The sequence below is a fragment of the Sphingomonas leidyi genome (assembly GCF_011761945.1).
Taxonomy (GTDB): domain Bacteria; phylum Pseudomonadota; class Alphaproteobacteria; order Sphingomonadales; family Sphingomonadaceae; genus Sphingomonas; species Sphingomonas leidyi.
Genome location: NZ_JAASQV010000005.1, coordinates 188,158 through 203,669, shown reverse-complemented (window position 1 = coordinate 203,669; position 15,512 = coordinate 188,158). Strand labels below are relative to the sequence as shown.

Annotated in this window: 13 protein-coding genes and 1 tRNA gene; 9 read left to right on the top strand and 5 right to left on the bottom strand. The window is 68.3% G+C overall.

Annotated features, from left to right (window positions below):
- Position 1: 1 nt before the first annotated feature.
- From nusB to FHR20_RS20065, 4 genes are all read left to right on the top strand, one after another.
- Positions 2-463 (top strand): transcription antitermination factor NusB, encoded by a 462-nt coding sequence (gene nusB, locus FHR20_RS20080; RefSeq protein ID WP_167301383.1) that lies wholly within the window; start codon positions 2-4, stop codon positions 461-463.
- 44 nt (positions 464-507) lie between these two features.
- Positions 508-1,347: a thiamine-phosphate kinase gene (gene thiL / locus FHR20_RS20075; RefSeq protein WP_167301382.1), complete on the top strand. Its 840-nt coding sequence runs from the start codon at positions 508-510 to the stop codon at positions 1,345-1,347.
- Between the two features lie 108 nt (positions 1,348-1,455).
- Positions 1,456-3,636 (top strand): sodium-translocating pyrophosphatase, encoded by a 2,181-nt coding sequence (locus FHR20_RS20070; protein WP_167301381.1) that lies wholly within the window; start codon positions 1,456-1,458, stop codon positions 3,634-3,636.
- 171 nt (positions 3,637-3,807) lie between these two features.
- Entirely contained in the window at positions 3,808-5,799 is a 1,992-nt protein-coding gene (locus FHR20_RS20065) for a S9 family peptidase (protein ID WP_167301380.1), read from the top strand.
- Between the two features lie 84 nt (positions 5,800-5,883).
- On the opposite strand, the gene FHR20_RS20060 is transcribed toward FHR20_RS20065, so the two are convergent.
- Entirely contained in the window at positions 5,884-7,263 is a 1,380-nt protein-coding gene (locus FHR20_RS20060; protein ID WP_167301379.1) for a hypothetical protein, read from the bottom strand.
- Positions 7,264-7,510: 247 nt separating this feature from the next.
- Here FHR20_RS20060 and infA point away from each other — a divergent pair, with 247 nt between their 5' ends.
- The 5 genes from infA (at position 7,511) to FHR20_RS20035 (ending at position 9,560) form a co-directional block, all read left to right on the top strand.
- A complete protein-coding gene (infA, locus tag FHR20_RS20055; RefSeq protein ID WP_003049127.1) occupies positions 7,511-7,729 on the top strand; it encodes a translation initiation factor IF-1 in 219 nt (72 codons plus the stop codon).
- A 13-nt stretch (positions 7,730-7,742) separates the two neighbouring features.
- Entirely contained in the window at positions 7,743-8,312 is a 570-nt protein-coding gene (locus FHR20_RS20050; protein ID WP_167301441.1) for a Maf family protein, read from the top strand.
- A complete protein-coding gene (locus FHR20_RS20045; protein ID WP_167301378.1) occupies positions 8,305-9,267 on the top strand; it encodes a ribonuclease in 963 nt (320 codons plus the stop codon). The genes FHR20_RS20050 and FHR20_RS20045 overlap by 8 nt, the downstream gene beginning before the upstream one ends.
- Position 9,268: 1 nt before the next feature.
- Entirely contained in the window at positions 9,269-9,454 is a 186-nt protein-coding gene (locus tag FHR20_RS20040) for a DNA gyrase inhibitor YacG (RefSeq protein ID WP_167301377.1), read from the top strand.
- Between the two features lie 30 nt (positions 9,455-9,484).
- Positions 9,485-9,560: transfer RNA gene (locus FHR20_RS20035), tRNA-Phe, on the top strand.
- Positions 9,561-9,776: 216 nt separating this feature from the next.
- Here FHR20_RS20035 and FHR20_RS20030 read toward each other — a convergent pair.
- The 4 genes from FHR20_RS20030 to FHR20_RS20015 form a co-directional block, all read right to left on the bottom strand.
- Positions 9,777-10,631 carry a CPBP family intramembrane glutamic endopeptidase gene (locus FHR20_RS20030; RefSeq protein ID WP_208413778.1) on the bottom strand — a complete coding sequence of 285 codons (855 nt, stop codon included), beginning with the start codon at positions 10,629-10,631 and terminating at the stop codon, positions 9,777-9,779.
- Between the two features lie 150 nt (positions 10,632-10,781).
- Positions 10,782-13,964, bottom strand: coding sequence for an efflux RND transporter permease subunit (locus tag FHR20_RS20025; protein ID WP_167301375.1), 3,183 nt, complete (start codon positions 13,962-13,964; stop codon positions 10,782-10,784).
- A 3-nt stretch (positions 13,965-13,967) separates the two neighbouring features.
- On the bottom strand, positions 13,968-15,095 hold the full coding sequence (locus FHR20_RS20020) for an efflux RND transporter periplasmic adaptor subunit (RefSeq protein ID WP_167301374.1): 1,128 nt from the start codon (positions 15,093-15,095) through the stop codon (positions 13,968-13,970).
- A gap of 54 nt (positions 15,096-15,149) precedes the next feature.
- Positions 15,150-15,482: a hypothetical protein gene (locus FHR20_RS20015; RefSeq protein WP_167301373.1), complete on the bottom strand. Its 333-nt coding sequence runs from the start codon at positions 15,480-15,482 to the stop codon at positions 15,150-15,152.
- Between the last annotated feature and the right edge of the window lie 30 nt (positions 15,483-15,512).

Sequence of the window (15,512 nt, the reverse complement as noted above, 5' to 3'; positions counted from 1 at the left end):
CATGCCTAGCCATCAAGCAAAGTCCCGTTCCAAGGCGCGCGCCGCCGCGCGCCTCGCCGCCGTGCAGGCGCTCTATCAGCACGAGATGGAAGCGACCTCGATCCCGGCGCTGCTCCATGAATTCCACCACCACCGCCTGGGCGCGGTGATCGAGGACGTGGAATATGCCGAGGCGGACATCGCCTTTTTCGACGACATCGTGGTCGGCGTGAGCGAGCGCCGCGACGAGATCGACCGGCTGATCGCCGCCAAGCTGACCGCCGACTGGAGCCTCGACAGGCTCGACAAGCCGATGCGCCAGATCCTGCGCGCCGGCACCTATGAGCTGATGGCGCGCAAGGACGTGCCCGTCGGCGCGGCGATCAGCGAGTATCTCGACGTCACCGACGCCTTTTACGATCGCCGCGAGAAGGGCTTCGTCAACGGCATCCTCGACGCCGTGGCAAAGGAAGTCCGGGGTTGAGCCCATGCGATCCTGCCCATGCGAAGCGGGGGGAGGATTAGGAAGTGAACGAAGCCGAGTTCATCGCAGCGCTGCGCACCCTTCCGCTCCATCCGGGCGCCGAGGGCCTGCACGACGATACGGCGACGCTCGCGATCGGCGGCGAGACGCTGATCCTCACCCATGATGCGATCGCCGAGGGCGTGCATTACCGCCCCGGCACCGATCCGTTCGACATCGCCTGGAAACTGGTCGCGGTGAACCTGTCGGACCTGGCCGCCAAGGGCGCCACGCCGCTGGGCGTGCTGATCGGCGCCGTGCTGGTGGAAGGGGCGGAGCGCTTCGTCGAGGGGCTGCGCGCGATCCTTACCGAATATGCCGTGCCGCTGCTCGGCGGCGACACCATCTCGGTCAGCCCCGCCACCTTCGGCTGCACCGCCATCGGCCGCGCCGGCGCCGCCGTGCCGCGCCGCGACGGCGGACGGGCAGGCGACGCGCTATGGGTGACCGGCACGATCGGCGCGGCGATGCTGGGCTTCGAGGCGGGCGACGGCGCCGCCTATCTCCGCCCGCGCCCGCGCCTCGCCGAGGGCCGCGCGCTCGCGCCGCACGTCCATGCGATGATGGACGTGTCGGACGGGCTTCTCCTCGACGCCTCCCGCCTGGCCGAAGCGAGCGGCTGCACCGCCGAGATCGCCCGCGCCGCCCTGCCCGTCGCTCCCGGCGCCGATCCGCTGCGCGCCGCGACCTGGGGCGACGATTACGAGCTGCTCTTCGCCGCCCCCGCCGATTTCGCGCCGCCCGTGGCGGCCACGCGGATCGGCACGCTGACGGACGAACGGGCCGTTCCGCTGCTGCTCGACGGCGCGGCGCCCGATTTCCCCCTGGGCTACCAGCATCGCTGATCCGCTTGCGCTGCGGGCCACCGCTCGATAGCCTCCCCATACCGGGCCCTCTAAACCGGCACACAGACCGGCGCGGCTCGATATCCAATAGGGGAAGGGCTTGAACGCATGACGATTGTGTACATCGCCATAGCCTGCGGCGTGCTCGCAGTGCTCTATGGCTTGTTGACCAGCCAGCAGGTGCTGAAGGCGCCGGCGGGCAACGAGAAGATGCAGAGCATCGCCGCTGCCATCCAGGAAGGCGCCAAGGCCTATCTCGGCCGGCAATATATGACGATCGCCGTAGTGGGCGTGATCGTCGCCATCGTCCTGTTCTTCACGCTGGGGACGCTGTCGACGATCGGCTTCCTCGTCGGTGCCGTGCTTTCGGGCGTGGCGGGCTTCGTGGGCATGAACATCTCGGTGCGCGCCAATGTCCGCACCGCGGAAGCGGCGCGCACCTCGCTGCAGGGCGGCCTCACGCTCGCCTTCCGCTCGGGCGCGATCACCGGCATGCTGGTGGCGGGCCTGGGCCTGCTCGCGATCGCCGTGCTGTTCTGGTACCTGATCGGCCCGTTCGGGCTCGCGCCCAACAGCCGCAAGGTGATCGAGGCGCTGACCGCCCTCGCCTTCGGCGCTTCGCTGATCTCGATCTTCGCGCGCCTGGGCGGCGGCATCTTCACCAAGGCCGCCGATGTGGGCGCCGACCTGGTCGGCAAGGTCGAGGCCGGCATTCCCGAGGACGATCCCCGCAACCCCGCCGTTATCGCGGACAATGTCGGCGACAATGTCGGCGACTGCGCCGGCATGGCCGCCGACCTGTTCGAAACCTATGTCGTGACGCTCGGCCTCACCATGGTCTCGATCGCGCTGCTGGTGAAGAATCTTTCCGACGAGCTGCTGCTCAAGCTGATGTCGCTGCCGCTGATCGTCGGCGGCGTGTGCATCATCACTTCGATCATCGGCACCTATATGGTCCGCCTGGGCAAGAGCCAGTCGATCATGGGCGCGCTCTACAAGGGCTTCTGGACCACCGCGATCCTCTCGGTCCCGGCGATCTGGTTCGTCACCCAATATGCGCTCGGCGACATGAATGCGCCGATCGGCGGCCTCTCGATCGATCCCAGCTCCTTCCTCGAACCGAGCGACCAGGTCACTGCCGAAGCGGTGCGGGGCCTGGCCTCGGGCGCGCAGTTCACCGGCTGGAGCCTGTTCATCTGCATGATGATCGGCCTGGCGGTCACCGGCCTGCTGGTGTGGATCACCGAATATTACACCGGCACCAACTATCGCCCGGTCAAGTCGATCGCCAAGGCTTCGGTGACGGGCCATGGCACCAATGTGATCCAGGGCCTGGCGATCAGCCTGGAATCGACTGCGCTGCCGACGCTCGTCATCGTCGTCGCGGTGATCGCGGCCTATCAGATCGCCGGCATCATCGGCGTCGCCTTTGCCGCGACGTCGCTGCTCGCGCTGGCCGGCATGGTCGTCGCGCTCGACGCCTATGGCCCGGTGACCGACAATGCCGGCGGCATCGCCGAGATGGCCGGCCTGGAGGATGAAGTCCGCCACAAGACCGACGCGCTCGACGCGGTGGGCAACACCACCAAGGCCGTGACCAAGGGCTATGCCATCGGCTCGGCCGCGCTCGCCGCGCTGGTGCTGTTCGGCGCCTATACGACCGACCTCAAGGAGTTCTTCCCGGACGTGCCCGTGGATTTCTCCCTGAACAATCCGTACGTGATCGTCGGCCTGCTGCTCGGCGCGCTGCTGCCCTATCTGTTCGGAGCCTTCGGCATGACCGCAGTCGGCCGCGCGGCGGGCTCGGTGGTCGAGGATGTCCGCCAGCAATTCGCCGCCGACAAGGGCATCATGGCCGGCACCAGCCGCCCCAACTATGCCCGCACGGTGGACATCGTCACCAAGGCGGCGATCAAGGAGATGATCGTTCCGTCGCTGCTGCCGGTGCTCAGCCCGATCGCGATCTATTTCATCATCACCGCGGTCGCCGGCCAGTCCCAGGGCTTCGCGGCCGTGGGCGCGATGCTGCTCGGCGTGATCGTCTCCGGCCTGTTCGTCGCCATCTCGATGACTTCGGGCGGCGGCGCGTGGGACAATGCCAAGAAATATATCGAGGACGGCAACTACGGCGGCAAGGGATCGGAAGCCCATAAGGCGGCCGTGACCGGCGATACCGTCGGCGATCCGTACAAGGACACCGCGGGACCGGCGGTGAACCCGATGATCAAGATCACCAACATCGTGGCGCTGCTGCTGCTCGCCGCGCTGGCGGGGCACGCCGCGGGCTGATCTTCCGCCTTCGACGGGATCGAGGACTGGCCCCGCCCGGAGCGATCCGGGCGGGGCCTTCCCTGTCCGGATCGCGCCACGCCGGTGCCAAACTCCGCTGGACAAACCCATCGACGCCGATGAATTTCGGCGCAGGGGGCATTTCGCCCTCCTCTGCGGGGGAGGATCATCTTGTTGCATCGCTTTGCGCCGTTCGGCGCCCTGATTGCCATCGTCGCCATGTCCGCGCCGGCACGCGCCCAGCCCAGCACCGAATGGGCCAGGAAGACCGTCCCGATCGAAGTGTTCGGCCAATTCCCGTCGATCGACCGTCCGGCACTTTCGCCCAATGGCGACCTGATCGCAGCCAAGGCTCGCGCCGACGGGCGGCAGGCGCTCGCGATCCTGCCGATCGGCCAGCCGGACGCGAAGCCGTTCATCGTCGCGGGCGACTCCGATTTCTCGAAGGGCAATTTCGGCGACCGCGAAATCTATCGCTGGCAATGGATCGACAACCAGAACCTGCTGATCTGGATCCGCGGCCTCGATTTCGAGTTCGGTCAGTGGATCGACGTCACGCGCATCGCCGCCTACAATATCAAGTCGCGCAAGGCGACGCCGCTCGGCTGGGACGGTGCCGCGGGATGGGCGGGCGATGTGCTGTGGATGTCGCCGCCGGACACGCCCAAGCCGCACCTGCTGCTCCAGCGCTTCACCAACCGCAACAGCAGCGAAATGTGGGCCCATCCCGAAGTGATCGACATCGATGTCGAGACCGGGGCCGTCCGCAACGTGCAGCGCTCCAATCCGGTGGTGAGTTCCTGGACCGCCGACAGAAGCGGCGTCGTCCGGATGGGCTGGGCGCGCGACCGCGAGAACGGCAAGTTGCGCGTGCTCTACCGAACCGGCGCATCGGAGACGTTCCGTACCATCCTGCACGAGACGCCGGACCAGTATGACGACACCGAACTGCCCGATTACATCCTGTCGGGCTCGAACAAGGCCTATGCCCTGAGCAATCGCGACGGCTTCCGCGCGCTCTACGAATACGACCTCGACAAGATGGCGCTCGGCCAGAAGGTGTTCGGTGTCGCGGGCTACGATATTTCGGATGCGACGATCACGCCGGACGGCACTGCGCTGCAGAGCGTGACCTATAGCGACCAGCGCACCCACCGGGTCTTCTACGAGCCCAGGCTCAAGGAAATCGCCAAGCTGCTCGATCAGGAGTTCGGCGCCGGCAACGTCAATCTGCTGTCGGCAGACCAGAAGCGCGAGAAGATCCTCTTCTCCTTCGGCGCGCTCGGCCAGGTTCCCGCCTATTATCTGCTCAACACCGTGACCGGCGACATCTCGCTGATCTCGTGGAGCAACGAGACGCTCAAGAACGCGAAGCTCAATCCGGTGCAGACCTTCCGCTACACCGCCTCCGACGGCAAATCGATCGAGGCCATCCTCACGCTGCCGCGCCACCGGACGGGAGAGAAGAACCTGCCGCTCATCGTGATGCCGCATGGCGGCCCCTGGGCGCGCGACGACGCCGATTGGGACAGCTACCAATGGGCCCAGACGCTGGCGGAATATGGCTATGTCGTCGTCCAGCCCAATTATCGCGGCTCGACCGGCTACGGCAAGGAATTCGGCAAGGCCGTGAACGGCAATTGGGGCCTGCGCATGCAGGACGATCTCAACGACGTGATCCCCTGGCTTGCCAAGGACGGGACCATCGATCCCAAGCGAGTCTGCATGGTCGGCTGGTCCTATGGCGGCTATGCCGCCAGCCGCGCGGCGCAGCGCGACGGCGACAAATATCGTTGCGCGGTGAGCGGCGCGGGCGTCCACGACCTCCCGGCGATGGTCAATTACGACAAGAACTATCTCGGCGGCTATGGCGCCAAGATGGGCCTGGGCGCGGCGGGCGACCTCGGGGCGATCTCCCCTGCCTATCATCCCGAGATGTTCTCGACGCCGATCCTGATCGTCCATGGCGCCAAGGATCAGCGTGTCCCCGTCGCCCAGTCGCGCGGGCTGGTCAGCAAGCTCAAGGGCGCAGGCAAGAAGGAGGGCGTCGACTTCCTCTATCTCGAGCAGCCGCTGAACACCCATAACCTGCTGCGCGAACAGGATCGGACCCAGTTCCTGCAGGAAATGAAGAAGTTCCTCGACAAGCACAATCCGGCCTGAGCGAGCGGGGCGGCGTGGCGACGGGCCGCCCCGGTCATCGCTCTCCGGCCCTCGCGCAGACCGGCCGGCGGCGGGGAACGGCTTCTATTTCGGCTTGCCCGAACCCGGCCCCTTGCCGGCCCCCTTGGGCTTCACCGTCAGCGGCGCCAGCAGGTCGTCGGCCGGCGCCTCGGGCGCCTTTGCCGGCGCCGCTTCCTTGCCCGCCCCCTTGGGCTCCACCGTCAGCGGCGCCAGCAGGTCGTCGGCCGGCGCCTCGGGCGCCTTTGCCGGCGTCGCTTCCTTGCCCGCTCCCTTGGGCTCCACCGTCAGCGGCGCCAGCAGGTCGTCGTCCGGCGCCTCGGGCGCCTTTGCCGGCGTCGCTTCCTTGCCCGGGCCCTTGGGCTCCACCGTCAGCGGCGCCAGCAAGTCGTCGTCCGCCTTCTCCGGCAGCTTGTACTTCTTGTGGATCTCGTCTTCCTCGCGCTGCGACTGCGCCTTGAGCGGCCTTTCCATTTGCGAGCAGGCCTTCCCCGCGTCCTCGATCGCGGTCGTCTTCCTCCCCGTCAGCGCGGCCTGGGCGAACTTCTGGAACGCGTCCTGCCGCATCTTTTCGCATTGTCGCTCGATCTGCTCGAATTTGGGCTTGTAGCGCGCCTCCAGCACCCGCATCGCGCCGAGATACCCCGGCGCGAAGCCTTCCTCCAGATTGCGCTCGATCCATTTGTTCAGGCGATCCGTCGCATTCTTGAGGTTGCGCTTCGCCGCCTCCAGCCGCTTCAGCGGATTCGTCCCCTGCTCCTTCCCGAGCGAAGTCGCGAATTCCCCATATTTCTGCGCGAATCGATCCTGCGCGCGCTGTGCCGCCTCCAGTTCGCGAAAGGCGTCCTCGAGCTGCGCGTGCAGCACATCGCCTTCCTGGTTGATCATGATCATGGTTTCCTGCGTCGCCTCGGCCGCGGCGACGGACCTGTCCGTGACCGACACGGCCTCGGCCGCGGCGGCGGCATTGCTCTCGATGGTGCCGCTATAGATCGCGAAGCCCAGCGCCCGGCTGGCATTGGCATATTCGTTGAGCGCCAGCGCATCGGCCCGGGTCTGCCCGCCGGTCGAGATGCGCATCTGCGCCAGGCGCCGCGAGAGCGGCGTCGGCGGGAACAGCGCGTCGAGCGTCTCCGGCCGCGCCGCCACTCCCGTTGCGGCGGGCGCACCCGATGTCTCGACGATCCCCTTGCCGTGGCGCCGCATCAGCGCTTCCATCCGCGCCACCGCCTTCAGGCATTCGGCGGGGTTGCTGTCCTTGACCTCCTCGGCGAGCAGCGACTGGTCGGACAGTTCGTCATGCACCTGGTAGGGTGTGTTCTCCGGCATGTCGCGCGCATTGTGATTGGCCCGCTCCAGCCGTGCGGCGCATTGCGCGCGCGCATCGACGGCGGTGAAGACGGCCAGCACGCACAGCGCCGAGCCCAGCAGAAACGAAGGACGCATTTTCCCGACTCCCGAATGATCGGCGGCGGGAGATACAGGTTGCCCCGGCACGGCAAATCGGGCGGCGACGAAGCACGCGCATCCGTCGATCAAATCGGCCGGAATTGCCGCGCAGGATGGCAAGGGGCGGCGCAATCCCCATATCGGACCAAGGTGGCCGGCTTTGTCGGCTTCACCGCCTTCCCTTTTCTCCCTGCGCACTGTAAAGGCTCCGCCACTTTTAGCGCGCGCACCCATGAGGTAATTTTTGGCCAAAGAAGAACTGCTTGAAATGCGGGGTCAGGTCGTTGAGCTTCTGCCCAACGCAATGTTCCGCGTCCGGCTCGAAAATGATCACGAGATCCTGGGCCATACCGCCGGCAAGATGCGCAAGAATCGCATCCGCGTGCTGGTGGGCGACGAAGTGCTCGTCGAGCTCACGCCCTACGACCTGACCAAGGGCCGTATCACCTATCGCTTCAAGTAAGCGGGCGGTGCCCTTGCGGCTCGTCCTCGCTTCCACGTCGCCGCGCCGGCTCGATCTGCTCAAGCGGATCGGCGCCGAGCCCGCGCGCATCGCCGCGCCCGATGTCGACGAGAATGTCCGCGCCGGCGAGACGCCGCGCGCCTATGTGCTGCGCGTCGCCATCGACAAGGCGCATGCCGTGCCCCGCGCCGCGGACGAGATCGTGCTCGCGGGCGACACCACCATCGCGGTCGGCCGTCGCATCCTCGCCAAGCCCGAGGACGAGGCGGATCTGCGCCGCATGCTCGCCCTGCTCTCGGGCCGGCGCCACCATTGCCTGTCCGCCGTCTGCCTGATCGGCGCCGACGGCAAGGCACGCACCCGCATCTCGGACACGGTCGTCGCCTTCAAGCGGCTGAACCAGGCCGAGATCGACTGGTACGTCGCCTGCGGCGAAGGCATGGGCAAGGCAGGCGGCTATGCCATCCAGGGCAAGGCCGAGGCCTTTGTCCGCTACCTCGCCGGCAGCCATTCTGGCGTGGTCGGCCTGCCCGTCTTCGAAACGCGCGCGCTGCTGGAGAGCGCCGGGTACAGCCTTGGCTGAGTGGCTGTACGAGGCCGGAATCGGCGAGAACCGCGCCGCGCTCGTCGCGCGCGGCAGCATCTGGAAGGCGCGGATCGAGCTGGAGGGCACCCGACCGCGCGTCGGCGCGGTGCTCGACGCAAGGCTGGTCGACAAGGCGGCCAAGCTGATCGCGCTCGACGGCGGCGGCGAGGCGCTGTGCGACCATGTCCCCAAGGCGATCACCCAGGGGGCGAAGCTGCGGGTGCGGATCGTTCGCGAAGCGATTCCCGAGCCGGGCCGCGCCAAGCTGCCCAAGGCGGTGCCGAGCGACGAGGAACCCACCGACGGCCCCACCCTGCTCGATCGCATCGCCGCCACCGGCCTCCCCCTCCGCATGCTCCGCCCGCACGAGCCGGACGCGCTGGAAGCGGCCGGCTGGTCCGAAGTGATCGAGGAAGCGATCACCGGCGAGATCGCCTTTCCGGGCGGGGCGCTGCGGCTTTCGCCCACCCCGGCAATGGCATTGTTCGACGTCGACGGCTCCGGCCCGATCGAGCCGCTGGCGGTTGCCGCCGCGCATGCGGTGGCGCGGGCGATCGAGCGACACGGCATCGCCGGCTCGATCGGCATCGACTTCCCCACGCTTGCCGGAAAGGGCGCGCGCCAGGCGGTGGCCGAGGCGATCGACGCCGCCCTGCCCCAGCCCTTCGAGCGGACCGCGGTGAACGGCTTCGGCTTCCTCCAGATCGTCCGCCGCCGCACTCGGCCTTCGCTACCCGAACTGCTGCGCGCCGATCCGCTCGGCGCCGAGACGCGGGCCGAGCTCAGGCGGATCGAACGGCTTCCCCCGCCGCCCCCGACTACCCATATGGTGACCAGGAACGTCGCACGCCGCCTCGCCCAGCAACCCGGCTGGACAACGGAGCTGGCGCGGCGGATCGGCGGCGTGACCAGGTTCACGTCCGCCGGCGACGGAACCGGCGCGAAGGAGTGAAATGGCGAAGAGCGATACCTGCCCCGTCTGCGGCCAGCCGACGGATATCGAGAACAAGCCTTTCTGCAGCCGCGGCTGCAAGGACCGCGACCTGCTGCAATGGCTGGGCGAGGGCTATCGCATTCCCGGCGAGCGCGTGGATCCCCATGCGCATTCGGGGGTGGACAGCACCGATTCGCACGACTAAGAGGCGCGCTCCCCGGCACTCGCCGGGCATGCCCGGGTAGCTCAGTTGGTAGAGCATGCGACTGAAAATCGCAGTGTCGGCGGTTCGACTCCGTCCCCGGGCACCATTTTTCTTTGATCGCGCTCGCTGATATCTGCGCTTGGCCAGCCAACGAGCCCATATCCATCGTTTGCAATGTGGACGTTCGGCATCTGGGCCGACATCGCACGAAGCAAGGAGCTGCCACGGTCGCGCCCCGGGGCGGTTGCCATTCGATGGGTGACCCGCTGAGCTTCGCTCGAAGTGGCGGTTCACCTGCATCGAAAGTGACTCCGGCAAGGCGTCACGCCTGGCCGGGAGGGCCGCCATATCCCGCAGCCTGGCGCCTCATCAGCAACCAGACGGCCCCCACGGCCAGCACGACCGTCGACAGAATGCTCGCCTCTGGGCCGAACGCCCCGCCGGTAATCCACCAAGGCACGGCTTGGTTCGGCGCAAGATCGACGATGAGCGGCGGCGTCTGGATCCGGTTTCCGGACACCTCGAGGCCAAAGCCCAATCCGAGAAGCCAGTTCCAGGCGGCGTGCCAACCGCATACGCCCCATAGCGACCCTGCCCGGGCGGCGTAGAGGCTCAGGAAAAGGCCGACGAGCGCGACATTGACGAGGCCCAGCGCCAGTTCGGCAGAGGGCGCGATGTTAGCCCCGTGAAGGACGGCAAAGATCACGCAGTTGAAGACGATGCCGGCCCATAGCCCGTGACGCGAAGCGACCAGCTGCATCATCCAGCCGCGCGTGATCAGCTCCTCGGTCGAGCCCTGGACGATGAAGCCCGCCAGGAGGATGCCGATCGCCCCCAGCGCGACCGCAGGGTCAGCGGCCTGGAGCGCGCCGCCAGCCTCGATGCGATAGCCTCCGATGATCCCGATCCCGCCGATAACTATGGCGAGCAGGGCGAGGCCGCCGAGATAGCCTCGCACAAAGCGCTTCGCGCCGTCGCCGTTGAACCCGATGGTCGCCAGCGGTCGTCGCTCGAAGAACCTGACCCATGCGAGGAGAAGCAAGGCAACCAGCCCGAAACCGAAGAAGAGAGAGTATCCGAGTTCCCACCACGGCTCCTGCTGATCGCCCAGATCCAGGCCCAACAGACTCGCTATTCCCGTGGCCACGAGCTCGCCGGCGATCAGGAACGCCAGCATCAAGACGATCGTAGCCCAAGTCCAGGTTCGACGGTGCCCCGCATCTCGCGGCGCGTAAAGTTCGATACCTCTCATTCTTCCCCCAATGCGCATAGGCCTGCATCCAGTGCATTATATCATCGACGAAGACGACAGGGTGCGTCGCCCGCCTTATGGCGTTTCGCGCGGCACCTGCCCGAACCGGGCATAGAGCGCCGGCAACACGAACAAGGTAAGCAAGGTCGCCGAGATCAGGCCGCCGATCACGACCGTCGCCAGCGGCTTCTGCACTTCCGCCCCCGCGCCATGGCCGAGCGCCATCGGCACGAAGCCGAGGCTGGCGACCAGCGCCGTCATCACCACCGGCCGCAGGCGCTGCATCGCCCCCGCTCTGGCGGCCTCCGCCCGCGCCACGCCCGCGCGGACCAGGTCCTGGATCGAGGAGACCATCACCAGCCCGTTGAGCACCGCGATGCCGGACAAGGCGATGAAGCCGACTGCGGCCGAAATCGAGAAGTCCATGCCCCGCAGAAACAGCGCGAGCACGCCGCCCACCAGCGCGAGCGGCACGCCGGTGAAGACGATGGCCGCATCGCGCGCCGAACCGAGCGCGCCGTAGAGCAGCAACAGGATCAGCGCGAAGCAGGCGGGGATCACCAATGCCAGCCGATCGCGCGCCGAGGCGAGATTCTCGAACTGGCCGCCCCATAGGAGATAGCTGCCGGCGGGCAGCCGCACCTCGCGCTCGATCGCGGCGCGCGCATCGGCAACCACGCTGCCGACATCGCGCCCGCGCACGTTCGCCTGGACGACGACGCGCCGCTTGCCATTCTCCCGGCTGATCTGGTTGGGACCGTCGACAACGCGGATCTCCGCGACGCTGGCGAGCGGCACGAAGGCACCGCCCGCGACGGGCAGTTGCAGCCGGGCCAGCGCCTCGAAATCGGCGCGCTGCGTCTCGGAGAGCCGCAGCACCACCGGGAAACGGCGATCCCCCTCGAAGATCATGCCGGCTTCGCGCCCGCCCAGCGTGGCGGCGACCAGATCCTGCACATCCTGCGCGGTCACGCCAAGCCGAGCCATCGCGTCGCGGTTCACGCGGATGTCGAGCATCGGCAGGCCGCTGGTCTGCTCGACCTTCACGTCCGCCGCGCCGGGGGTGCGGCGCAGGATGCCGGCGATGCGTTCGGCAGTGGCGTTCATCGCGGCGAAGTCGTCCCCGAACACTTTCACCGCGATGTCGCCGCGCACGCCCGCGATCAGCTCGTTGAAGCGCATCTGGATCGGTTGGGTGATCTCGTACGCATTGCCCGGCAGCTTCGCGAGCTGCCCCTCGATCCGCTCGACCAGCGCTTCCTTGCGCAGCCCCGGATCGGGCCATTCGGCGCGCGGCTTCAGGATCACGAACATGTCGGTGGCGTTGGGGGGCATCGGATCCGAGGCGAGCTCGGCCGTGCCGGTCTTGGAGAAGACGAACTTCACTTCGGGCTGCTTCGCCATCAGCCGTTCGAGCGGCACCTGCATCGCCTGGCTCTGCTGGACGGAAGTGGCGGGGATGCGCAGCGCCTGGATCAGCAGGTCTCCCTCGTCGAGCTGCGGGAGGAACACCTGGCCCAGCGCCAGAAAGGCGAGCGCCGCCGCGCCCAGGCTCGCCACCGCCGCGCCGATCGTGACGGTGGGCCGGCGCATCGCGCGGTCGAGGCCCGGTTCGTAGCGCCGGCGCAGCCAGCCGATGATGCGCCCTTCCTTCTCCTCGACGCGCCTCGACAGCCAGATCGCGATCGCCGCGGGCACGAAGGTGAGCGACAGGACGAAGGCGCAGGCGAGCGCGAGGATCACCGTCACCGCCATCGGCACGAAGGTCTTGCCCTCGACACCGCTCAACGTGAGCAGCGGCACATAGACCAGCATGATGATCGCCTGGCCATAGACGGAAGGCCGGATCATCTCGCGCGCGGCGGCGGAGACCGTCTCCAGCCGTTCGGCCCGATCGAGCGGCCGCCCGGCTTCGTGCTGGCGCTCCGCGAGGCGGCGCAGGGCGTTCTCGACGATGATCACCGCCCCGTCGACGATCAGCCCGAAATCGAGCGCGCCGAGGCTCATCAGATTGGCCGACACGCCCAGCCGCAGCATGCCGAAGCCGGTGAGCAGCATCGTGACCGGGATCACCGCGGCCGCGATCAGCGCCGCGCGGAAATTGCCGAGCAGCAGGAACAGCACGACGATGACGAGGAGCGCGCCCTCGCTCAGGTTGCGCGCCACCGTGCGGATCGTCGAATTGACCAGCGCCGTGCGATCGAGCACCGGCTGGACCACCACGTCGGGCGGCAGCGAGGCGTTGATCGACTTGAGCCGGTCCGCCACCGCGGTCGCCACCGTACGGCTGTTCTCGCCGATCCGCATGATCGCGGTGCCGACCACCACTTCGGTGCCGTTTTCCGACGCCGATCCCATGCGCACCGCCTGCCCGGTCCGCACCGTCGCGACCTGATCGAGCGTGATGGGCACCCCGGCGCGCGTGGCCACGACGATGCGCGACAGCTCGGCCGGGCCCCGCACCAGCGCGTCGGCGCGCACCGCGAGCCCCTCGCCGTTGCGGTCGACGAAGCCGCCGCCGCTGCTGGTGTTGTTGCGCTCGATCGCCGTGGCCAGATCGGTGAGCGTCAGGCCGAGCGCCGCCAGCTTCGCCACGTCGGGAATGACCAGGATCTGCCGCGCATAACCGCCGATCGAATCGATGCCGGCGAGCCCCGGCACGTTCTTGAGCAGCGGCGTGACGATCCAGTCCTGCGCAGTGCGCAGATAGGTCGCCTTGTCGGTCTCCGTTACCAGCCGCTCGCCCTCGGGGGTGATGTAGCTGCCGTCGGGCTGCATCCCGGGCTCGCCGGGCTGATGCTTGTCGTCCGCCCGGTGATCGAGCCGGACCGTCCACATATAGACTTCGCCAAGGCCGGTGGCGATCGGCCCCAGTTCGGGATCGGCGCCGTCGGGCAGCCCTTCCCGCACGCCCGCGAGCCGTTCGTTCACCTGGGCGCGGGCGAAATAGATGTCGGTGGCGTCGGTGAACACCGCCGTCACCTGCGCGAAGCCGTTGCGGCTGAGCGAGCGGGTATATTCGAGGCCGGGAATGCCGGCGAGCGCGGTCTCGATCGGAAAGGCGACCTGCTTCTCGACCAGTTCGGTCGAGAGCGCGGGCGCGCGGACGTTGATCTGGACCTGGTTGTTGGTGATGTCCGGCACCGCGTCGATCGGAAGGCGATACAGGGCGGCGGCGCCGATCACGGCGGCGATGGCGGTGAGCAGGAGGACAAGCCAGCGCTTGTCGACCGCCCAGTTGACGATGCGGGCGATCATGGCTCAGTCCTCATGGCTCGCTTCGCCCTTGCCGAGCTCGGCCTTGAGCGTGAAGGTGTTGGTGGCGGCGATCTGCTCGCCGTCCGAAAGGCCGGCAAGGATCGCGACCATCGCGCCGTCGCGGGCGCCGAGCGTCACCGGCCGGGTCCGGAAGCCCTGCGGCGTCCGCACGAACAGCACGGGGCGGTTCTCCACCGTCTGCACCGCCGTCGCCGGCACCATCAGCGGGGCGCCGCCCGCCCCCGCGACTTCGATCCGCGCCTGCACCGGCTCGCCCGCGCGCCACTGGCCGCCGCGATTGTCGAGATCGGCGATCACCCGGACGAGGCGCGTCTGCGGATCCAGCGCCGGCGCGACGAAACGCACGCGCGCCATGGCGGTGCGCCCCGCCGCGGTCACTTCGACCGGATTGCCGGGCCGCACCCGGGCGGCATCGCCGGCCGCGATCGACAGGGCGACGCTGAGCCGCTCCAGCGCCGCGATCCGGAACAATTCGGTCTCCGCCGCATCGGCGGTGAACATCTGGCCGGGCACGGCGCTGCGCGCGACGACGCGGCCGGCGATCGGCGCGGTGATCACGATCCGGTTGAGGCTGCCGCCGCGCACGCCCGAGGCCGCGACCTGCTGGCGCGCCAGCCTGACATCCGTCTCCGCCTGTTCGGCGGCGGCGCGCGATATCTCGACTTCGCGCAGGGGGCGGAAGCCGCGCGCATAGAGCGCCTCGTCGCGCGCCAGCGTCTTGCGGGCGAGTTCCAGCCGGGTCCGCGCCTTCTCCACTTCGGCCTGGAGGCCGGCGGCCTGGCGGCTCTCGATCACCGCCAGCGTATCGCCCCGGCGGACGGCATCGCCCAGGTTCCGGACGAGCGCGATCACGCGCCCTTCGAGCGGCGCCGCGACCACCCGGGTGGCGTCCGGATCGCTCTCGAGCAGGGCGGGCGCCTCGATCGCGGCCCCGGCGCCGCCCCGGCCGGGCCGGATCAGCGTGATGTTGGCCGAAGCGATCTGTTCGGCGGTGAGCGTGGCGGTGCCTTCGGCATGCGCCTCGGCAGTCTTGTTTTCCGGCTGGGGCGCAGGCGCGCCGCAACCGGCAATGAGCGTCGCGACGCAAAGCGCCGCTGCGATTCGATGCATGAACTTGAACTCCTGACAGGGACAGACGCGCCGCGAAGGGCGCGGAGGCCGGTGTCAGGCGATCGGTGGTCTTAGCGGCGTGTCGGCGACGCGCGCGGCAAGCTCGGCGCTGGCCATGCGCCAGGCCAGCCGGGTGCCGCCATGGGCACGGGGCGCCGCGGGCGCCTTCACCGGCGCGGCGAGGTCATGGCCGTGGCAGGTCGAATGGTGATGCGGATAGTTCTTGTCGGGATCGGCCGGCACTTCATCGGCATCGCCGGGGGCGTGCCAGCCCTCGATCTCGATCGTGGTGAGGTGCCGCTCCGGCGCCTCGGTCGCGTGCGCGACCGTCGTCAGGCTGGTGATCACCAGCATCAGACAGGCAATGACGGGCAGCAACAGGCGCATCGCGGTGTCCCTAACACATCCGCGCGCCGG